Below are 20,370 nucleotides of genomic sequence, written 5' to 3' on the forward strand. Positions count from 1 at the left end.
GGCGGGGCGCTTGCCCCGGTTCCGATCCGTCGATTGGTCCCTGCTTCAGCCCGGGATACGCCGTGTGCGCATCCTGTGTGGAGCTTGGGCGGGGCAATTAACGGCAATCCATCCAGAATCCAACCGTGTTTTGAACAAGCCACGTTCGCCGCCGTGCAAGGCAACCTCAGGGCAGCGCGATCATGCTGATCTGCCGACCGTAATTCGCCTCACCCGCCTGACTGGCGCGTCTGTGGGAGTGGTAACGCGCGACATGTGAGAATGTATCCCGGCCGATATCAGCAATTTTGCTAAGGCCCGCCGTCGCCAGTCGGTTCATGATGAAACCGGGAAGGTCGAACTGCCAGCGCGCGAGCCCGTCGCGCGCGGGCGCAGGGGCGAAGAAGCTTTCGGCGGCGGCGGGGAACCGGTCGCGGAACGGCGCGTCGACCTCGTAGCTTGGCTGCGCGATGGTCGGCCCGAGCACGGCGGCGATATCGCTCCGGGTCGCGCCGAGCGCTTCCATCGCGGCGATAGTGTTTTCCAGCACCCCGTCCACCGCCCCGCGCCAGCCGGCATGGGCCGCGCCGATCACGCCAGCTTGGCGATCGGCGAAGAGGATCGGCCCGCAATCGGCGGTGACGATGCCGAGCACCACGCCCGGAGTCGCGGTGACCACCGCATCGGCCACCGGGCGGCCTTCGGCGGCATCGTCCCAGACTTCGCTAACCGTGACGACATCGGGCGAATGCACCTGATGCGGCGCGGCGAGGCGGCCTCCGGGGAGGATTGCTGTCGCGGCCGCAGCGCGAAGGCTTCGCACCTCGGCCCCGTCGCCCGGCCCGCCGAAGCCGAACTGGTGCTTGGCCCCTGCGCTGCCGAAGAAGCCGTGCGGCACGCCTTCGAGCAGCGCGTGACGCTCGATCTGGAAGCCCGTCACCTCAGCCGTCCAGCGAGCGGCTGACCTGCTCGAAGGTGTCGCGCGACAGGTTCCCGGCGGCAAGGATGCGCTCGAGCTCGGCCTTCATCAGCGCCGCCCGGCCCGGCTCGATCCGCCGCCAGCGGCCCAGCGCGGGCACGAAGCGCGCGGCGGTCTGCGGGTTGATCGGATCGAGCGCGAGGATCACGTCGGCGACCATGCGGTAGCCTTCGCCATCGGCCTTGTGGAAGCCCTTGGGATTGCCCGCAAAGGCCATGTGGAGCGAGCGCACGCGGTTGGGGTTCTTCATGGTGAAATCGGGATGCTCGGCCAGCGCGCGCACGTGCTGGATCACATCGGGGTGGAGCGAAAGTGCCTGCAAGGTGAACCACTTGTCCACCACCAGCGCATTGTCCTTGTAACGCTCGTAGAAGGCTGCAAGCTTCTGCGCACGGGCCGGGTGGTCGAGGCTGCATAGCACCATCAGCGCGCCCTGCCGGTCGGTCATGTTGTCCGCCGCGTCATACTGCGCTGCGGCCAGATCGGCGGCCTTGGTAGGGTCGGCGGCGGCGATCAGCGCGAGGGCAATCGTCTTGACCTTGCGCGCGCCGCGTCCGGCCGGATCGTCGGTGGCGACCGCCGACGCGCGGGCGTGGAGCGCGCCCAGCTCGTCCGCCAGCGCGGTGCCGATCGCAGCCTTGAGCCCCTCGCGCGCGGCGTGGATCGCGCCGGGGTCGGCCTTGCGGTCTCCGCTCGCCATCACTTCGAACAGGTAGGTCTCGGACGGCAGCACCAGCAATTCGCCGCGCATCGCATCGTCGAGCGCATTGTCGGCGAGGCTGGAGCGGAAGGCCTCGATGATCGCCGCTTCGCCCGCCGCCTGCTCGTCGGCGGAGAGCGTCCCGCTGGCAGCGCCCACAAGGTGCCCGACGGCGAGCTCCTGCAAGGCTTCCGAGCGTGCGAAGGGATCGTCGTCATGCGCGGCGAGGAACACCAGATCGTCCCGCTCAAGCGCGCGCTCGATCACCACCGGGGCGGTGAAGCCGCGGTTGATCGAGAGCACCGGATCGGGGCCGGCGAGGGGGAGGGTGAAAGTCTGCTCGGCCTCGGTCAGCACCACAAGCTGCTCCGCCCCCAGCGCCCCGCCACGGGCGTGGACCGCGAGTTTCAACGGGATCGGCATCGGCGCCTTGTCGGGCTGGCCGGGGGTGGCGGGGACGGTCTGCTTCAGGGTGAGTTTCAGGCTGTCGCCCTCTACCACCTGAGAAACGCTGACGCGCGGCGTGCCGGCTTGCGAATACCACAGCCGGAACTGCGTGAGGTCGACCTCGGCCCCGTCCTCGATCGCCTTGACGAAATCCTCGCAGGTCGCCGCTTCCCCGTCATGCCGGTCGAAATAGAGGTCGGTGCCCGCCCGGAACCGCGCCTCGCCCACCATCGAGCGCATCATGCGGATGACTTCCGCGCCCTTGTTGTAGACGGTCGCAGTGTAGAAGTTACTGATTTCGCGATAGGAATCCGGGCGGATCGGATGCGCGAGCGGGCCAGAGTCTTCGGGGAACTGCGCCGCGCGCAAGATCCGCACATCCTCGATCCGCTTGACCGCCTCGCCGCGCATGTCCTGACTGAACAGCTGGTCGCGCAGCACGGTGAAGCCCTCCTTCAGCGAGAGCTGGAACCAGTCGCGGCAGGTGATGCGGTTGCCCGACCAGTTGTGAAAATACTCGTGCGCGATCACGCCTTCCACGGCGTCGAAATCGGCATCGGTCGCGGTGTCGGGGTCGGCCAGCACATACTTCGTGTTGAAGACGTTGAGCCCCTTGTTCTCCATCGCCCCCATGTTGAAGTCGGAGACGGCGACGATGTTGTAGAGATCGAGGTCATATTCGCGCCCGAAGGTGTCCTCGTCCCATTTCATCGAACGGTGCAGGCTTTCGAGCGCGTGATCGGTGCGCGCGAGGTCTTCCTTGCGCACCCAGACATTGCATTCGACCACCCGACCCGAGCGGGTGGTGAAGGGCCTGGAGTTCGCCACCAGATCGCCCGCAACCAGCGCGAAGAGGTAGGACGGCTTGGGCCAGGGATCGTGCCACTCGGCCCAGTGGGTGCCATCCGCGTTCTCGCCTTCCGCGACGCGGTTGCCGTTGCACAGCAGGATCGGGAAGGCGGCCTTGTCGCCCTCCATCCGCACGGCATAGGTCGAGAGCACATCGGGCCGGTCGGGGAAGAAGGTGATGCGGCGGAAGCCCTCGCTCTCGCATTGGGTGCAGAGCATCCCGTTCGAGGCGTAGAGGCCCATCAGCTGCGTGTTGGCACTGGGGTCGATCTGCGTCACGACCTCGACCGTGTGCTTTGCGCCGGGCAGGGTGACGATCAGGTCGGGCCCGTCCATCCGCCATTCGGCTGCTTCGCCATCTACCGTCACGCTTGTCGCGGTCAGGCCATCGCCGTTGAGCCGCAGTTCGGGCGAGGCGTCGGCGGCGGGGTTGCGTTCGACCGTCAGCGTCGCAGTGACGCGGGTCGCGCTCAGCCCAAGCTGGAAATCGAGCTGCGTCGTCGGCACGGCCCACGCGAAGGGCGTGTAATCCTCGCGCCGGATCACCGGCGGCTCGTGCGGGGTGGGGGCGGCATCCGCGAGTTCGGGGTTGCCTTCGGGGTTCTGGGGGGTGGTTGCGATATCCATGCAGGCCGATTTAGGTTGATTCGGCCCCGCGTCCAATCTTTAGCTTTCAAGCATGGGCAATCTGCTGATCTTCGGACTGGGTTACACGGCGACGCGGATCGCCGATGCGATGCGCGTGCGCGGGTGGCAGGTGCGCGCCACCGGCAGCGCGGGCGACATCGACTTTGCCGACCGCGAAGCTGTGCTGGCGGCGTTGGGCGAAGCGAGCCACGTCCTCTCCTCGGTCCCGCCCGACCGGGCAAGCGGGCTCGATCCGGTGCTCGATACCTATGGTCGATCCTTCCCCCCGGCATGGTACGGCTACCTGTCATCCACCGGCGTCTATGGCGACCGGCAGGGGGCTTGGGTGGACGAGGCGACGCCGACGATTGCGGAAGCCGGCGAGGGCCGCCGCAACGCCCGTGCTGAGGCGGACGCGCTGTGGATGAAGCTGGGCGCGCGGGTGTTCCGCCTGCCGGGGATCTACGGGCCGGGCCGCTCTGCGCTCGACCGGGTGCGGGAAGGCAAGGCGCGGCGGATCGACCTTCCTGGGCAAGTGTTCAGCCGCGTTCACGTCGACGACATCGTCGGCGGGGTGGTTGCGGCCTTGACGCAAGACGTGCCCGAGGGTGCCTATAATCTCGGCGACGACTTGCCGTGCAGCGGCAATGAAGTCACCGAATATGCCAGCCGCTTGCTGGGGCTGGAGCCGCCCCCGCTCGAAACGCTGGAGGAAGCGAACCTCTTGGACATGGCGCGCGGTTTCTACATGGAGAACCGCCGCGTCGCGAACGGCAAGGCCAAGCGGGTGCTGGGGTGGTCGCCGCGCTATCCGACCTATGTGGAGGGGCTTGCGGGGCTAATCTAACTCGTCATTGCGAGGGGCGAAGCGACGCGGCAATCCATAGACTGCCCGCTCCGCAATCGGCCGCCGCAGTCGATGGATTGCTTCGCTTTGCTCGCAATGACGAAGTCGAGCTACCTCCTCAACGCCCCCGACTGCTGCACCTGCACCGACTTGACGCGCCGCGCCCTGAGCGCCAGCCCCATTCCCAGCAGCGCCAGTGCCATGCCACTCGCCGAGAGCGCGTCCCACCGGAACCCTTCGAACAGCGTCGACAGCAGCATCGCCACGCACACCGTGACGATGGCGTTGTAAGCCGTCTTCCCCGCGCCGATCTCGCGCACCAGATTGTAGTGAAGCGGGAAGGTCACCACCGATCCGACGATCGCGAGATAGGCCGTTCCCGCCCAGAACCGCCAGCCGGTCGGCAGCGTCGGCGGGCCCGCCGTGACGAAGGCATAGACCAGATCGAAGGCGGTGCCGTAGAGCATCGCCCAGGCGAGGAAGCTCACCATCGGCACGCCGCGCCCGGTGGGGTTGGCCTGCACCACATTGGCGATCGAGGCGGCCAGCATCCCGCCAATCGCAAGCGCGATGCCGAGGCCGACGTTGCCGCCGAGCGGTGCGGCGTTCCATTCGTGGACCAGCAGCAGCGAGACGCCCGCGATAGCGACAAGGCTCCCGCCGATGAAACCGCCCTGCACCCGCTCACCGATGAACACCCGCGCGAAGAGCGCGTTGGGCACCATCAGCAGCGCGAACATCACCGCGACGATGCCGGAGGTGATGTGCTGTTCGGAATGGTAGACGAACAGGAAATTGCCAGAGAACTGCGCGATGCCCACACCGAGCGCGAGGCTGTGCTCGGGGCGGTTCAGCCGCAGCCGCTGGCGCATCATCACCGCCAACGTGAACAGCGCCGGGGTCGCCAGCATGAAGCGGAAGAACACCCCCCACGCGGCGGGCACATCGCTGATCTGCCCGGTAATGACGAACCAGGTCGAGCCCCAGATCGTGCCGGTCAGCATGAAGGGCACCAGCACCTTGGGGCTGAGCATCGAGGGCGCGGCGGTGTCGCTCACAGCGCGGCGATGGCCTTGCCGAGCGCTGCGGCGTCTTCGGCTCTGGTGTTCCAGGCGGTGACGAAGCGGGCGGAGTCCGCGCCCCAGTCATAGAAGGCGAAACCTTGCGCCCGCAGCGCCTCGCGCTCCTCGGGGGTCAGGCGCACGAACAGCTCGTTAGCCTCGACCGGGTGGAGCAGTCGGTCGCCGCAACCCGCGGCCACTTCCTGCGCGGCGGCATTGGCGTGGGCGGCATTTGCGAGCCACAGCCCGTCCTCCAGCATCGCGAGGATCTGCGCAGCAAGGTAGCGCCCCTTGCATTGCAGGTGGCCTGCGCGCTTGCGGCGGTAGCGCACCTGCTGCGCTGCCTCGGGGTCGAACAGCACCACGGCCTCCGCACCCATCCCGCCGTTCTTGATGAAACCGAAGGCGAGGCTGTCGACCGGCCCGCTCGCCGCCCGCGCGGCATCCTCCGGCGATCCGCCGAGGAACGCCGCCGCATTGGCAAACCGCGCCCCGTCCATGTGGAGGCCCAGCCGCCGGTCCTTGGCGAAGGCCCCCAGCACGGCGAGTTCCTCCGGTCGATAGCTGCGGCCATATTCGCTCGCCTGCGTGATCGCGATGGCGTGGGGCTGCACCTGATGCACGTCATTGCGGATCGGGTCGATCAGCGCGGCGATGCCCTCCGGCGTCAGCTTCGCGCCTTCGCCTTCGGCCAGCATCAGCTTGGCGCCGTGGAGGAAGAAGCCCGGCGCGCCGCCTTCGTCCACCTCGATATGCGCCTCGCGGTGGCACACCACCCCGCCATGCGGCGCGCACATGGTGGCGAGCGCCAGGCAATTCGCCGCCGTCCCCGTCGCCACCCACAGCGCCGCGCATTCGCGCCCGAACAAAGCGGTGAAGCGCGCGTCGAGCTCCGCAGACAGCGCGTCCCCGTCGTAGGGATTGTCCGGCGCGTCGGCCTTGCGCATCGCGTCCCACAGGCGCGGGTGGACGGCGGCGGCGTTGTCGGACAGGAAAGGCTTGGGCAGTGTCATGGAACATCGCCTCTAGCCGCACATTCACGCCTGACAAGCCGGAGTGATCAATCGTGACCGAACAAACCCCTCAACTGACCATCACCCACCATGTTGCCGGGCAAGGGGGCCGCTATGTTGCCGTCGTCGAAGGCGCGGCGGAGGAAGGCTATCTCGAGTGGGAGCCGGGGAAAGCGCAGGACGGCAAGGAGGTGCGCATCGCGGCGCACACCATCGTCCCGCGCGCAATCGGCGGGCGCGGCGTGGCGGCGGCTCTGGTCGAACAGTTGGTCGCAGACGCGCGGCGGAACGATTTTCTGATCCGCCCCGATTGCTCCTACGTCGCCAAGAAGTTCGCCGAGAACCCCGATTGGGCGGCGCTCAAGGCGTAAGCGCGGGCTCTTCCAGCGGCGCGTCGATCCGCGCATAGTCGGTGGCGGCGATCGTGCGGAGGATGCTCGCCCGCAGCGCGCGCGCATCGGCCAGCGGCACGCCGGGGACGGCGAAGCTGCCACCCGCCAGTCCGAGATGCACCGTCGCATAGCCGCGAAGCCGCGCCAGCGGCCCCTGCGCGATCTCGACCGAATGGAGCTTCAGCCGCGTCGCGATCCGGCTGGTGGGGGACAGCAGCCCGGTGGTCGCGAAGATCTGCGTGTCGCTCAGCGCAAAGCGGCGAAACTGCCAAGCGTAGAGTTGGGCGCCCACGGCCACCACCGCCAAGCCGAGCGGGATCAGGAACACGCCCATCGGCGCAAATATGGCTGCGGCGATGGTCGCCAGCACGAACAGCGCCGATCCCAGCACCGCCCGGTCATTGCGGTGCCGCTTGCTCGAGCGCTGCCAATGCGTGCCCTCGTCCGGCAGAGCGAAACCGGCCGCGGCGACAATCGGGGCGAGTTCCTCCATTTGCGCAAAGGGCGCGACCACGTGGCTCTCGTCCTCGGCATCCTGCGCGAGGCTGACGAAGCTGAGGCCGTGCCAGCCGAAGCGATAGCGCAGCAGGCCGGTGCCGATCACCAGCCCCTGCACCCGGTGCACCGGCATCACCACGTCGGTGCGGGTCAGCAATCCCCGCTGCCGCCGGAACCCGCGCGGGCTGCGGGTGAGGGTGAAGCCCCAGTCGCGCAGCATCGTGCGCGCGATGCCCGTCGCAAAGCCGATCGCGATCAGACCGATGACCCCGGCCACGGTCCCGATCACCTGCCCGATGAAGCCGAGGCTGGCGACGGTCTCTCCGGATTCGCTCAGCCAGCTGCGCCACAGGTCGACATCCCAAAGCTCGATCCCGGTGACATTGTCGACATATTGCAGCGCGCCGCCCAGCACCGCGAAGACCGCGAGCGAGAATTCGAACATCCCGAAGGTCAGCAGCCGCCGGGGGGTGAGCGCGTAGAGCACCTCGGCATCCTCGGCGCGGGGCGGGGCCTGCGGGTCGGCAAGGTCGGCGCTGGCCACCTCGTCTTCGCGCCGCTCGCGCACCAGCTGGCGCAGGCGTTCGCCCTCGGCGGCGGTGAGGTATTGCAGCGCAAGATCGTCGCCGCCGCCGGCCCCGGTCTCGAACTTGACTGCGACCAGCCCGAGCATCCGCGCCAGCGGGGTGGCTTCGAGGCTGACGTCCTGAATGCGCTCATAGGGCACCGCGCGCGCCGTGCGGCTGATGACGCCGCTTTCGACCCGCACGTCGCTCTCGCCGATGGTGTAGGTCAGCCGCCGCCAGCCGAGCCAGCTGAATGCCGTGCCGATCAGCGCCGCCGCCGCGCCGACGCCGATGGCGAGCCAGTAGCGCCCTTCGCCCCCGACCCCCGAAAAGGCGATGGCGATGGCGGGCAGGATCGCGCTGCGGATGCTCCCGAGCGCGCCGAGGATCACGCTGACGGGGGCGGTGCGCTGCGGCGCGGTCATAGCATTTCGCGGCGGATATGCGCGCGGATCGTCTCGCGCATCTCGCGCGCCAGCGGCTCGCCGAGGCCGGGGAGGGCGACGCTGGCATTGTGATTGCCAGCGGTGTGGAGCGTGAGCGTGGCGATCCCGAAGAACCGCTCGATCGGCCCTTGATCGACGTCGATATGCTGCACCCGGCTGAAGGGCACCACCGTGTCCGAGCGGAACAGCAGCCCGCGCACCACGCGCAGCCGGTCGGCGCTGATCTGGTAACCGCGCGCGCTGTAGCGGCGGGCGGGGATCCGGATGATCAGCGCCGCAGCGATCACCAGCACCGTCCCGGCGATCACGCCCTGCGGCAGCAGCCCCTTGTCCGCCAGCGCGGCCTCCAGCACCAGCGCCCCGATCAGGAACGGAATCGCGGTCAGCGTGGTGCGCACCCGCAGCGCGTGGGCGTAGTTGGGGTGCAGCTTGGTCAGCGCGCCCTCATCGTCGAGCGGCATGGCAGGCGGCGGCGGAGAGGTTGCGTCCATGGTGCCTTATCTGCGCAATACAGCCGCCCTGTGCAAGCGCTTTCGCAGGGCAAGCCTAACGGAAATATCAGGGCGACGAGCGGGTCGCCGCGCCCTAGAACCGCCCGGCAAAACCACCTCCCGGAGAGACCCGTCATGACCATCCTGCATTCCAGCCTCGGCCCCAACCCGCGCCTCGTGCGGATGTTCATGATCGAAAAGGGACTGGAAGAGGGGCGCGATTTCACCCGCGTGCATTACGACATCATCTCCGGCCAGAACCGGCAGGATGCAGGCTACATGGCGAAGAACCCGCAGGGCACGACGCCGACGCTGGAACTGGACGACGGCACCTGCCTCACCGAAAGTTGGCCGATCTGCGAATTCATCGAGGAACAGCACCCCGAACCCAACCTCTTCGGCGCGAGTCCCGTGGAGCGCGCCACGGTGCGCAAATGGGCGCGACTGTTCGATCAGGAAGTGGTGGTGCCGATGACGATGGGTTTCCGCGCCGGTGCGGGCCGCCCGATGTTCGCCCCCCGCTTGAGTGTCGTCTCGCCCGAGGCTGGGGTGGAGCTTTCGGCGATGGCGGACGAAAAGTGGCGGCTGTTCGACACCTATCTGGGCGCGAGCGACCACATCGCGCTGGGCCGCTTCACCTTTGCCGACCTGCTGATCTTCGCCTTCGCCAATTTCGGCTTCACCGTGGGGTGGAAACTGCCGGAAGGCACCGGCAACCTCGCGCGCTTTGTCCAGACGCACAACCAGCGCGCGTGCGCGGCGGTGTGGCAAGAGGCGGAATAAGCTGCGCCGGTGGCCTGTCGGCCGGCCGGATTACCGGGTCTTCAGCGTGATCCGGCATTCCAGCCCCTCGGGCGAAAAGATCTGTTCAGTCGTCCCCTCTCCGGCCAGAGCATCGAGGATAAGCATCGAGCCGAATCCCTGTTGCCTGTGCTCCGGCGGGGCAGGGCCACCGCGCTCCAGCCAGGTGATTTGCGTCGTAACGCCCGACAGGCCGATCGTCACTGCGACCCGGCCGGTCTCGCTGGACAGCGCGCCATGCTTGATCGCGTTGGTCAGCAATTCATGGGTGACAAGCGCCAGCCCCTGACCGGCCGTGGCGGTGAGTTGCTCTTCCCCGTTTACAGTGATCCGGACCCGATCCTCGATTGCCGGAAAGGTCGCCAATTCCGCTTCCACGATCGCGCTCGGCATCATCGCAGAGGACTCCTCTCCAACGATCAGGTTCTGCGTGCGCGCAAGAGCGGCGACCCGGCCTTCCAGTGCGCAAGCGAAGGCGTCGGTGCTTTCGGCAGTTCTGGCCGTGAGGCTGATCATCGACTTGACGATGCTCAGCATGTTGCGGACCCGGTGGTTCAACTCCTCGGTGACCAGCCGCAGCCTTGCCTCATTCTGCTTTGCGTCGGTGATGTCGATGACATGGCCGATCAGACGGGTTGGCTGACCGTTCTTGTCGAGAAGCGGGCGACCGGATGCCTTGATCCAGCGAATCTCGCCCCTGGCGGTTCTGATCTGGCAGTCGAAAGTCCATTCGCGGCTTTCTTCGATCGCGGTCTTTTGCAGATTATCGACCCTGAGACGGTCTTTCTCGACCACATGGCCCAGAAACCGGTCGTAGCTCCATTCATCGAGCGGTTGGTCGTAACCGAAGATCCTGTCGTGCATCCTGTTTCTGACGGCGCGGCCGCTTGCGAGGTCGAGCTCCCAGATGCCTGTCTGGCTGTTGTCCAGAACAAGCCGCAAGAGGTCGGCGCTTCGATCTTCGAAGGGCAGCAGATCAGTCATTCCGTGTCATGGGCTCCATGCCGGTCAGTTATAGTCTGGACCGCATAGGACTGAAGTTCTCCCGGACGGCTACGTTCCAGTCCATCCCCAAACTGGACACGAAAAACCCCGGCGGGGTGAGCCGCCGGGGTCTTGCAGTTCTGTGGCGTGGGCTGACTCGGGCAAAGCCCGGGTCGTCAGACGGGGCGCGGGCGCCCCGCTGGCCCGCCCTAGCGGCTTAGAAGCCCATCCCGCCCATGTCGGGCATGGCGGGCGCAGCCGGCTTGTCTTCCGGACGCTCGACGATCGCCGCTTCGGTGGTGATCAGCAGGCCAGCGACCGAGGCCGCATCCTGCAGGGCGGTGCGAACGACCTTGGTCGGGTCGATCACGCCGGCCTTCACCAGGTTTTCGTAGGTGTCGGTCGAAGCGTTGAAGCCCTGGGTCTCGTCATTCTCGCGCAGCAGGTTGCCCGCGACGACCGCGCCATCGTGGCCGGCATTCTGGGCGATCTGCTTGATCGGGGCGGTGATCGCCTTGCGGATGATGTCGATACCACGCGTCTGGTCTTCGTTCGCGCCCTTCAGCCCTTCGAGAGCCTTGGTGGCGTAGAGCAGCGCGGTACCGCCGCCCGGGACGATGCCTTCTTCGACCGCAGCGCGGGTCGCGTGGAGAGCGTCATCGACGCGGTCCTTGCGCTCCTTCACTTCGACTTCGGTCGCACCGCCGACCTTGATTACGGCCACGCCGCCAGCGAGCTTGGCAAGGCGTTCCTGCAGCTTCTCGCGGTCGTAGTCGGACGAGGTGTTGTCGATCTGGGTGCGGATCTCGGCGACGCGCGCCTTGATGTCGTCAGCCGAACCGGCGCCATCGACGATGGTGGTGTTGTCCTTGTCGATGGTGACCTTCTTGGCCTGGCCGAGCATGCCGACGGTGACGTTCTCGAGCTTGATGCCGAGGTCTTCGCTGATCATCTCGCCCTTGGTCAGGATCGCGATGTCCTGCAGCATCGCCTTGCGACGATCGCCGAAGCCCGGAGCCTTGACCGCCGCAACCTTCAGGCCGCCGCGCAGCTTGTTGACCACGAGGGTCGCGAGCGCTTCGCCTTCGATGTCCTCGGCAATGATCAGCAGCGGACGGCCCGACTGCACCACGGCTTCGAGGATCGGCAGCATCGACTGCAGGTTCGACAGCTTCTTCTCGTGGATCAGGATATAGGGGTTATCCAGTTCCACGGTCATCTTGTCGGGGTTGGTGATGAAGTAGGGCGAGAGGTAGCCGCGGTCGAACTGCATGCCTTCGACGACATCGAGCTCGAACTCGAGGCCCTTGGCTTCCTCGACGGTGATCACGCCTTCCTTGCCGACCTTTTCCATGGCTTCGGCGATCTTCTCGCCGACTTCACGGTCGCCGTTGGCCGAGATGATGCCGACCTGCGCGATTTCTTCCGAGCCCGAGACGTCCTTCGAACGGCCCTTGAGGTTCTCGACCACGGCATTGACCGCCTGATCGATGCCGCGCTTCAGATCCATCGGGTTCATGCCGGCCGCAACCGACTTCATGCCTTCGTTGACGATCGCCTGGGCGAGCACGGTGGCGGTGGTGGTGCCGTCACCCGCGCTGTCGTTCGCCTTGCTGGCGACTTCGCGCAGCATCTGCGCGCCCATGTTCTCGTACTTGTCCTTGAGCTCGATTTCCTTGGCGACGGTGACGCCGTCCTTGGTGATGCGCGGGGCACCGAAGCTCTTGTCGATGACGACATTGCGACCCTTGGGGCCGAGCGTCACCTTGACGGCGTTGGCGAGGATATCGACGCCGCGCAGAATGCCTTCACGGGCTTCGCGGCCGAACTTCACGTCCTTGGCAGCCATTTCGTTTCTCCTGTTTCTCGTCATCCCGGCGAAGGCCGGGATCGTTTGCGGCCCTGTCGGGGCCATCGAATGTTCAACTGAACCTCACGAGACCCTGACTTTCGTCAGGGTGTCCGTGCTTGGCTGATTGATCAGCCAACCACTCCCATGATGTCGCTTTCCTTCATGATCAGCAGGTCTTCGCCGTTGATCTTGACTTCGGTGCCCGACCACTTGCCGAACAGCACGCGGTCGCCAGCCTTGACGTCGAGCGCGATGCGGTTGCCGCTATCGTCGCGGTTGCCTTCGCCGACGGCGATGACTTCGCCTTCGCTCGGCTTTTCCTGAGCGCTGTCGGGGATGATGATGCCGCCAGCGGTCTTCTGGTCGGCTTCGATGCGACGGACTACAACGCGGTCGTGCAGCGGACGAAATGCCATGTTGATGACCTTTCCTTGAAATGGTGAGTTTGCTTGGCACTCTCCTCTCGAGAGTGCCAACGCGGCGGCATTTGGTCGCGGGGCCGCGATGAATCAAGCCCCGCGCGCGCAAAAAATTTTCGCCGCGATGCCACATTTCGGGCGTTGGGCAGTTGGACTACCAAGGCCCCCGGGCCGCACGCCTGCACAAGACACCTGCAAGGACAGCTTTTCTTCCGATGACCTCCCCAAAGATTCCCGCCCGTATCGCCGAAAGCCTCGGCACCGAAATCGACATGGCCACGCAGGCGTGGATCTGGCTGCGCGAGAGCATTCCGCATCTCCTCGGCGCGGTCGCGGTGCTGGTTATCGGCGTCATCCTCGCCAAGCTGCTGTCGAAGGCGGCCGACAAGGCGCTGAACCGGTCGGGCCGGATCGAGCCAACGGTCGCGCGCTTCCTCAGCAATATCATCAAATATGCCCTGTGGGCGGTGGTCGGCATCACCGTGCTGACCCAATTCGGGGTGCAGACCACCAGCATCATCGCCGCGCTGGGCGGCCTGGCGCTCGCGGTGGGCCTCGCGCTGCAAGGCACGCTGTCGAATGTCGCCGCCGGGGTCATGATCCTGATCCAGCGCCCGTTCCGCGTGGGTGAGGCGATCACGGCGGGTACGGTGACCGGCACCGTCCAGTCGATCGGGCTGTTCACCACCGAGTTGCTGCAGTTCGACGGGGTCTATGTCATGGTCCCCAACAACGAGCTCTGGAACAAGCCGATCATCAACACCTCGCGCATGCCGACCCGCCGCTTCGAACTGCTGGTCGGTATCGGCTATGGCGACAGCATCGAACAGGCGCGTCAGGAAATGCTGGCGCTCGCCGCGGCGGACGAGCGGGTGCTCGCCGACCCCGCCCCGGTGGTCTTCGTCTCGGCCCTCGCCGACAGCGCGGTGACGATGGGCATGCGGGTGTGGAGCAAGACCGAGGACTATCTCGCCGTGTCATGGGCGCTGACCGAGGCGGCCAAGAACCGCTTCGACAAGGCCGGCATCTCGATCCCCTTCCCGCAGCGCGAGGTGCACCACATCACCGAGCAGTCCTCAGCCGCGGGTGAGGCCAAGGATGTCGCGGCGGTGCCAGCGCCAGATCAGCAGAGCGGCGGCGAAGAATAGGCCGGTCGCCAGGCCGACCCATACACCGGTGCCTTCCAGCGGGGTGAAGAAGCCGAGCCCGACGGAAACACCGATACCGGGCACCCAATAGCTGAAGATCGCGATCCACATCGGCACGCGCGTGTCCTGCAATCCACGCAGGGCCCCGGCGGCGACGGCCTGGACCCCGTCGGCCAGCTGGAAGATCGCGGCGAGCGCGAGATATTGCAGCGCGAAACCTACCAGCGCGGCGTTCTTCGCGGCGTCGGGATCGACATAGAGGCGCAGCAACAGCTCGGGCATCAGCACCATCGCGCCTGCGGTGAGCGACATGAAGCCCGTGCCGATCGCCAGCGCCACCCAACCAGCGCGCTTCACGCCGACAGGATCGCGCGCGCCGTAGAAATAGCCCACGCGGATGGCTGCGGCCTGCCCCACGCCGAACGGCACCTGAAAGGCGAGCGCCGCCAGTTGCAGCGCAACCGTGTGCCCGGCGAGCTCCGCCGCGCCGAAGCGCCCCATCAGAAACGCCGCCGCGCCGAAGATCCCGGCCTCGGCGGTGATCGTCAGCGCGATCGGGGTGCCGATCACCACGATCTGGCGGAAGCGTGCCCAGTCGGGTGCCCAGATCCTCCCGAAGACATGATAGCGGTGCAGCCGCCGGTCGAGCCGGATCGCCGCCACATAGGCCGCGAGCGTGAACAGCGCGGTGATGATGGTCGCCACCGCAGCGCCGGGCAGGCCCAGCCGGGGCGCGCCCAGCTCGCCGAAGATGAAGGCGTAATTGGCGAGGCCGTTGACGAAAATCCCGGCCCCCGTGATCGCCGTGGCGAAGATCGGGCGGCCCAGCGCCGAAACGAAGTTGCGTAGCACCGCAGCGAGCAGCATCGGGATCATCGAGAAGACGATCACGACGTTGTAGGAATTGGCGAGCGAGCGAATATCCGCCTGCTGGCCGGAGACCTGCATGATCGGATCGAGCAGCAGGCACACACCCATCCCCGCCGCGCCCGCGATCACCGCCAGCCACAGCGCCATGCGCACCGCGCGGCGCACCGCCCGCAGCGCCGGCGCGCGCGCGCCCAGCTCCTCGGCGATCATCGGCGCGACCGCACCCGTCAGCCCGGTCAGCGCCCATAGCACCAGCCCGAACAGCGACACCGCCAGCGCCGATCCCGCCAGCTGCGCCTCGCCCAGCCGGGCGATGAAGATCACGTCGATCGCATAGGTCAGCATCTGCAACAGGTTGGCAGCCGCCAGCGGCCCCGCGAGTCCGAGGGTCGCGCGCAGTTCCTGCCCCCAGCCGGGCGTTTCGAGAACGAGATCCTGTTGCACTTTTCGCCTGTCTGCCCACCGCACGGCGAGCCGGCCCGGATAGGCGCAAGGGCGATTCGGGGAAAGCGCAAAGGTGGCAGCTTCGCAAATTGCCTCCCGCAGTCGCATCACGGGAGCCACGGTAAATCACCAAGTCTCTGACAATGCTGGGCTAGTTTCTTCCCGATACCGGACAGCCCCGGATTCCCCTTTGCCGAATCGCCGTCACATTCCATAAGATATCGGCTTGGGGGCGAAATGAACGACTTGCGACACATGCTGGAGGACGATTCCGCCGTGCGCAGTGCGCGCGCGGGCGGCGCTTCGCGTCGCCGGTCGATCGCGCGCCGCCTGATGTCGCGGGTGTTGCCGGGCGGCATGGTGGTGGTCGCCGCGCTGACCGTTCCCGAGCTTTCGGTGGGTGCAGGCGATCTGGGCGGCGGCAACCACGTCGACGATCCGCCGCTGCCGCCGTCGCCTTCGCTCAAGCAGACCACCACGACGCGGCTGGGTGCGGCCAGGGCGAAGCCGGGGCTGGCCGGGGTGCGCTATGCGCCGGTCATCGATCGCGAAGCCGCGCCTGTGCTGACGCTGACCGCAGCGATGGCGTTGCCCGGTGCTGGCGAGGCTGACGTGCCTCTGCTCGCGCCTGCTCCCCTATCTGCCGCCGTGGCCGCTCCCGTCGCTGCAAGTCTTCCGCTCGAGGCCGCGCCGCCGCCCGCGCTGGTGCCGCCGCCGGTGGTGCCGCCAGTCGTCAAGACCCCGAACGCGGCCGAGGCTGCGCCAGTGGCGGCGATTGCAACCCCGTCCGCGATGCCGCTTTCAGCGCCGCCGACGATGCCCGCTGCATCGCTCCCCACCGCGTCGGAGCTTGCCGCTGCGGCGGTGCCCGCGCCTGTGCTGCCCATGTCTGCGGGGCTCGATCAACCGGCCCAGGCGCCGACCGCAAAAGTTGCAATGGCGGTTGCCCCATCCGAGCCCGTCGCCGATCCGCCCCGGATCGCGGCGATTGCGGCACCCGGGCCTGCCGGTCGGGGTGTCTTGCCCGAGTCTGCGGATGCATCCCCCGTATCGCGCCCCGCGCCTGCTCCGGCCCCGCGCGCCGCTGCGCCGCTGCCACCCCGGCAACCGGCGGCTGGCCTGCGCGCGGCTGTCGCCGCGCCGCCGCCCGTTCAGGCCCCCGCGCCCGCCATCGCCGCCGTGCCCCTATCCCGGCCCGCCCTCAGCGCGCCGCTCGCCGCGGGAAACAGCCCCTTTCCGCTCGACATCAAGGCGCAGCTGATCACCCGGGTCGACGGCAAGACTGCCGGAACGGTCGATTTCCAGCAGACGCCCGAAGGGCTCAAGCTGCGGCTCGGCTCGGTGGTCGAGGTGCTGGCCGATCGCTTCGCCCCGGACGTTATCGCCCGCATCCGCGCCTCGTCGGCCGGCGAGGCCTATGTCTCGCTCGCCGACTTGCAGGCCAGGGGCATCCCGATCAGCTATGATCCGGTCTATGACGAGTTCAACGTCGGGCTGACCGACACCCGGCCCAAATCCGCGCGCAAGGTGCATATCGACCAGATCACCACGCCCGAGCGCGGGATCGATGCGACCGGCATGGCGCAGGTGCCGCGCCCGCGTTGAGACCTCTCAACCGGCGGCGCAGGGCCCTCGGGTGATTTCGTAGGGCGCGCGGCCTTCTTCCTCGGCGGCCAGCCTGACGCACCAGTCCGCGCCGACATTGGTGCGCATCGTCGAAAGCACCGCGCGGGTGTCCGCCGCCAGTGTGGTCGCGCCGCGGTGGCGCGAGGTCGATTGCCCGGTCACCTCCAGCGCATAGCTGACCGCCTGCGCGCGCGGCGAATGGCCGATCAGCCGGATTTCAACCGTCCCGTCATGTACGTGGACATCAAGCGTCAGGGCGTGAGGCTGTTCGGGCATGGCGGACACCGTGGCGTGAGAGAGCAGGGCCAGCGCGAGCGCACCGGCGGGAAGGGCGGACAGGGTCATGGCACGCGGCCTCCGAGCTGGTTGATGAGCGCGTTGATCAGCGCCTGCGTTTCCTCGCCGAGGCTCGCGGTGTCGGGCTGGGCCTCCTCGACCGGGCGAGCGGGCGCGGCGGGCGTCGTGCCCAGCGCGATCGAGGCGATTGCCTGATTGCTGAAATCCCCGCTCGACGCGCCGCCGCGTGCCAGCCGGTCGATCACCTGCGCGATGCTGGGCAGGGCCGCGCTTTCGAGATTGCCGCTGAGCAGCCGGTCCTCGGCACTCAGCGAGCGTTCGGCGGCGGGGGCGAATTCGGTCGCGCGGGTTTCGATCCGGTTCTGGCACAGCGTAACGACTGCCGGGATATCGGGCGGATCGTTGCAGATGTCGGTGCCCTCGATCGCCTGCAACAACACGCGGCGTTCGGCCGGGGAGAGCTGGGCGAGGGTCGCTTCGAGATTGGCCTTGGAAAGCTGCGCGATCCCCGATCCGCCATCGGCGCGGGCGCTGATCTGGCTGGCGGGCGCGGTGGCCTTGCCGCGGATGATGCCGTCGCTGCGCGCTTCGACCAGACTGGCGCGGGGTTGCGGCGGCGCAGCGGGGCGGGTGGCGGTGTCGAGATAGGCGCTGCCCGGCCCGGAGGTCGCCTGCGGCATTTCGATCTGCATCGCCTCGGTGCGGCTGGCGGAGCTTTCGCTTTCGTCCGAAACCTGACCGGCGAGCGCGGGCGCGGCGCACAATGCCAGCGCGGCAAGCGCGATCGGGTCGAGAGGATGCCGGCGCCGCACGATGCTTCAGCCGCCCGTGTTGCTCTGCGTCACCTGCATGATGGCGCCGCCATCCTGCGTGATCTGGAGGTCGGCAAGGCCGTTGCCGTTCTGCGCCCATTCAAGGCGGTTGCCGCCGCCGAGCTGGGTCGCTGTCATGGCGTTGTCGTTGCCGTCCTGGGTCAAACGCGCCTGATTGTCGCTGCCGTCCTGCACCAGCACCAACTGGTTGCCACTACCCGATTGCGCCACCGCGGCGGCGCTGTAGTCGGAGCCATTGTCGGTCTGCCGGATGATCGCGGCATTGCCCTCGCCTTGCTGGGCGAGCAGCAGCACCGTTTGGCCACTGCCGTCCTGACCGCCGTCGAGGGCATTGCCGTCGCCGTCCTGCGCGATCGTAGCATAGTGGCGACCGGTGCCGTCCTGTGTCAGCAGAGCGCCGTTGTCCGATCCGCTCTGCGCGACGCGGGCATAGCTCGCACCCGTGGCCTGCCGCACTTCGGCGCGGTTGGTGTTTCCGATCTGGGAGATGAACACGCCCCGATCCTGCGCATCGGGCAGCGCGATCGGCTCGAACGGACCGCCGCCGCCCCCGCTCTTGGCATTGCCCTGCGCGCCGTCGTTGCCGTTGTTGCCGTTGCACGGGTTGCCGGTCCCTTTGCCGGGCCCACCGCCGCACGGATTGCCGGGCGGGGTCTTGTCGTTGTCGGCCAGCGCCGGCGTCGCGGCGACACCCATCAGCAGCACCCCGGCGAGGGCGATGGCGAATGTGGCGAGGGTGCGGGTCTTGGCCATGATCTTGTGCCTTCTACTCGAAAAGGACGATCCGGGCGAGAGCGCTGCTCCCGCCCGGTCGCTGCGGGCTTAGGAGCCCTGGGTTACGGTGGCGGTGTTGCCGTTGCCGGTCTGGGTCACGGTCGACATGTCGAACGCGCCGCTCTGGGTGACAGTGGCGGTGTTTTCGTTGCCCAGCTGGGTCACGAAGCTGTCGCTGTCGAGCCCTTCCTGCGTGACGCTGGCGGTGTTTTCATGGCCATTCTGGCTGATCTCCGACACGTTCAGCGAGCCCGACTGATCGACGCTCGCCAGATTGTCCGAAAACTCCGGCGCGCCCAGCGTGTTGGTCTGGTCGATCGTGCTCTCGTTCATGGTGCCCGCCTGCGTGACATTCGCGGTCATCCCGCGCGCCGGTCCGCCGTTGGCCGGGCTCGGGGCATCCTGCGTCACCGTGCTGGTGTTGAACGAACCCGACTGATCGACATCGACCACCGAGTTGTTGGCCCGCCCCCGCTGGCTGACGGTGCTGGTGAGATTGTTGCCGATCTGATCGACCGTCACGAGGCCGAAGTTGGCGGTCTGCGTGATGGTCGATTCGTTGTCGTCACCGATCTGGTTGACGCCCACCATCATCATCGCGCCGACATCATTGTCGAAACCCGGCTGGTTGATGGTCGAGGTGTTGTCGTTGCCGTCCTGGAACACGTTGGCGTAGTTCGTCCCGCCGCGCTGATCGATCGTCGAGGTGTTGCCTTCGCCGTTCTGGTCGACGATCAGCGACTGATCGGTGGTCTGCAGCCCGGTCACGGTCGTCGGACGGCCCTGCGACGAAGTCGAGGTGTTGGACAGCCCGGACTGGCTGACGCTGGCGGTCGCGCCGTCGTTCAACTGGGTCAGATCGATCACGTTGAGACGGCCGGACTGATTCGTGGTGGCCGAATTGCTGTCGCCGGTGGCAAGGCCGACCACGCCCTGATCGATGTTGGTGGTGTTGCTGTCACCGAACTGGGTGGCGTCGGCGACATTGGCCTCCGCGACGGCGGTGCCGGTGCCGTTCTGATTGATCACCACGGTGTTCGGCTGCGCGAACTGGTTGTTGTTTTCCTGATCGACTGTCGCGCTGTTGAACTCACCGGTCTGATTGATGGTCGAATCGTTCGACGCGGTGTTGAAATTGGGTGATCCGGCCGGATCGGTCAGCTGCGTGACCTCTGCCGTGTTGTTGTTGCCGACCTGATCGATGTCCGACAGGTTCTCGTTGCCGTTCTGCTGAACCGTGGCGGCGTTGGCGTTGCCGGTCTGGTCGATTTCCGAAACCTGCGCTTGCCCAAAGGCCGGAGCGGAAAAGGCGAGGGCCAGCACCGAAGCGCCGACAAGAATGGAATTTTTCATTTCAAGGTTCTCCATCAATTCAATCATGTGTGGCATTTTTCTTGATGCGACACGGGGCTTGCACCCGCTATGAT

General features: G+C 67.1%; 19 protein-coding genes. 5 read left to right on the plus strand and 14 right to left on the minus strand.

What is annotated here, in order from left to right; all coding sequences use genetic code 11:
- Window positions 1-166: 166 nt before the first annotated feature.
- Together pgeF and pepN are read right to left on the minus strand one after the other, a co-directional pair.
- On the minus strand, window positions 167-919 hold the full coding sequence (pgeF, locus tag E2E27_RS04260) for a peptidoglycan editing factor PgeF (protein ID WP_234036181.1): 753 nt from the start codon (window positions 917-919) through the stop codon (window positions 167-169).
- A 1-nt stretch (window position 920) separates the two neighbouring features.
- Window positions 921-3,581: an aminopeptidase N gene (gene pepN / locus E2E27_RS04265; protein WP_141457844.1), complete on the minus strand. Its 2,661-nt coding sequence runs from the start codon at window positions 3,579-3,581 to the stop codon at window positions 921-923.
- Window positions 3,582-3,633: 52 nt separating this feature from the next.
- Here pepN and E2E27_RS04270 point away from each other — a divergent pair, with 52 nt between their 5' ends.
- Complete coding sequence (locus tag E2E27_RS04270) at window positions 3,634-4,428, plus strand: Rossmann-fold NAD(P)-binding domain-containing protein (RefSeq protein ID WP_141457845.1); 795 nt, start codon at window positions 3,634-3,636, stop codon at window positions 4,426-4,428.
- Window positions 4,429-4,538: 110 nt separating this feature from the next.
- Here E2E27_RS04270 and E2E27_RS04275 read toward each other — a convergent pair whose 3' ends face one another.
- The gene (locus tag E2E27_RS04275) at window positions 4,539-5,462 is read right to left on the minus strand and encodes a DMT family transporter (protein WP_141461569.1); all 924 of its coding nucleotides are present in this window, start codon (window positions 5,460-5,462) and stop codon (window positions 4,539-4,541) included.
- A 20-nt stretch (window positions 5,463-5,482) separates the two neighbouring features.
- The gene (locus E2E27_RS04280) at window positions 5,483-6,502 is read right to left on the minus strand and encodes a threonine aldolase family protein (protein ID WP_141457846.1); all 1,020 of its coding nucleotides are present in this window, start codon (window positions 6,500-6,502) and stop codon (window positions 5,483-5,485) included.
- Between the two features lie 53 nt (window positions 6,503-6,555).
- Here E2E27_RS04280 and E2E27_RS04285 point away from each other — a divergent pair, with 53 nt between their 5' ends.
- Window positions 6,556-6,873, plus strand: coding sequence for a GNAT family N-acetyltransferase (locus E2E27_RS04285; RefSeq protein ID WP_181443552.1), 318 nt, complete (start codon window positions 6,556-6,558; stop codon window positions 6,871-6,873).
- Here E2E27_RS04285 and E2E27_RS04290 read toward each other — a convergent pair.
- Both E2E27_RS04290 and E2E27_RS04295 read right to left on the minus strand, forming a co-directional pair.
- A complete protein-coding gene (locus tag E2E27_RS04290) occupies window positions 6,863-8,383 on the minus strand; it encodes a PH domain-containing protein (protein WP_141457848.1) in 1,521 nt (506 codons plus the stop codon). The two genes, E2E27_RS04285 and E2E27_RS04290, sit on opposite strands and share 11 nt — an antisense overlap.
- On the minus strand, window positions 8,380-8,895 hold the full coding sequence (locus E2E27_RS04295) for a PH domain-containing protein (protein ID WP_141457849.1): 516 nt from the start codon (window positions 8,893-8,895) through the stop codon (window positions 8,380-8,382). The genes E2E27_RS04290 and E2E27_RS04295 overlap by 4 nt, the downstream gene beginning before the upstream one ends.
- Before the next feature lie 135 nt (window positions 8,896-9,030).
- On the opposite strand from E2E27_RS04295, the gene E2E27_RS04300 reads away from it, so the two are divergent.
- Window positions 9,031-9,678 (plus strand): glutathione S-transferase family protein, encoded by a 648-nt coding sequence (locus E2E27_RS04300; RefSeq protein WP_141457850.1) that lies wholly within the window; start codon window positions 9,031-9,033, stop codon window positions 9,676-9,678.
- 30 nt (window positions 9,679-9,708) lie between these two features.
- Here the strand turns inward: E2E27_RS04300 and E2E27_RS04305 are convergent, their stop codons facing one another.
- The 3 genes from E2E27_RS04305 to groES all read right to left on the minus strand — a co-directional run bounded on the left by E2E27_RS04305 (window position 9,709) and on the right by groES (window position 12,948).
- Complete coding sequence (locus E2E27_RS04305; RefSeq protein WP_141457851.1) at window positions 9,709-10,680, minus strand: sensor histidine kinase; 972 nt, start codon at window positions 10,678-10,680, stop codon at window positions 9,709-9,711.
- Window positions 10,681-10,897: 217 nt separating this feature from the next.
- Window positions 10,898-12,529, minus strand: a complete 1,632-nt coding sequence (groL, locus tag E2E27_RS04310) for a chaperonin GroEL (RefSeq protein WP_141457852.1) — start codon at window positions 12,527-12,529, stop codon at window positions 10,898-10,900.
- 131 nt (window positions 12,530-12,660) lie between these two features.
- On the minus strand, window positions 12,661-12,948 hold the full coding sequence (gene groES, locus E2E27_RS04315; RefSeq protein WP_141457853.1) for a co-chaperone GroES: 288 nt from the start codon (window positions 12,946-12,948) through the stop codon (window positions 12,661-12,663).
- Between the two features lie 218 nt (window positions 12,949-13,166).
- Here groES and E2E27_RS04320 point away from each other — a divergent pair, with 218 nt between their 5' ends.
- Window positions 13,167-14,099, plus strand: coding sequence for a mechanosensitive ion channel family protein (locus E2E27_RS04320; RefSeq protein ID WP_141457854.1), 933 nt, complete (start codon window positions 13,167-13,169; stop codon window positions 14,097-14,099).
- Here E2E27_RS04320 and E2E27_RS04325 read toward each other — a convergent pair.
- Window positions 14,028-15,413 (minus strand): MATE family efflux transporter, encoded by a 1,386-nt coding sequence (locus E2E27_RS04325; protein WP_234036182.1) that lies wholly within the window; start codon window positions 15,411-15,413, stop codon window positions 14,028-14,030. The two genes, E2E27_RS04320 and E2E27_RS04325, sit on opposite strands and share 72 nt — an antisense overlap.
- Before the next feature lie 237 nt (window positions 15,414-15,650).
- Here E2E27_RS04325 and E2E27_RS04330 point away from each other — a divergent pair, with 237 nt between their 5' ends.
- Complete coding sequence (locus E2E27_RS04330) at window positions 15,651-17,018, plus strand: hypothetical protein (RefSeq protein WP_141457856.1); 1,368 nt, start codon at window positions 15,651-15,653, stop codon at window positions 17,016-17,018.
- 6 nt (window positions 17,019-17,024) lie between these two features.
- Here the strand turns inward: E2E27_RS04330 and csgH are convergent, their stop codons facing one another.
- From csgH to E2E27_RS04350, 4 genes are all read right to left on the minus strand, one after another.
- Window positions 17,025-17,384 (minus strand): curli-like amyloid fiber formation chaperone CsgH, encoded by a 360-nt coding sequence (csgH, locus tag E2E27_RS04335; protein ID WP_141457857.1) that lies wholly within the window; start codon window positions 17,382-17,384, stop codon window positions 17,025-17,027.
- Window positions 17,381-18,148, minus strand: a complete 768-nt coding sequence (locus E2E27_RS04340) for a hypothetical protein (RefSeq protein WP_141457858.1) — start codon at window positions 18,146-18,148, stop codon at window positions 17,381-17,383. Before E2E27_RS04340 ends, csgH begins: the two co-directional genes overlap by 4 nt.
- 6 nt (window positions 18,149-18,154) lie before the next feature.
- Window positions 18,155-18,922: a hypothetical protein gene (locus E2E27_RS04345; RefSeq protein WP_141457859.1), complete on the minus strand. Its 768-nt coding sequence runs from the start codon at window positions 18,920-18,922 to the stop codon at window positions 18,155-18,157.
- Window positions 18,923-18,991: 69 nt separating this feature from the next.
- On the minus strand, window positions 18,992-20,296 hold the full coding sequence (locus E2E27_RS04350) for a beta strand repeat-containing protein (RefSeq protein ID WP_181443553.1): 1,305 nt from the start codon (window positions 20,294-20,296) through the stop codon (window positions 18,992-18,994).
- Window positions 20,297-20,370: the final 74 nt, after the last annotated feature.

Source organism: Porphyrobacter sp. YT40 (genome assembly GCF_006542605.1).
Taxonomy (GTDB): Bacteria; Pseudomonadota; Alphaproteobacteria; order Sphingomonadales; family Sphingomonadaceae; genus Erythrobacter.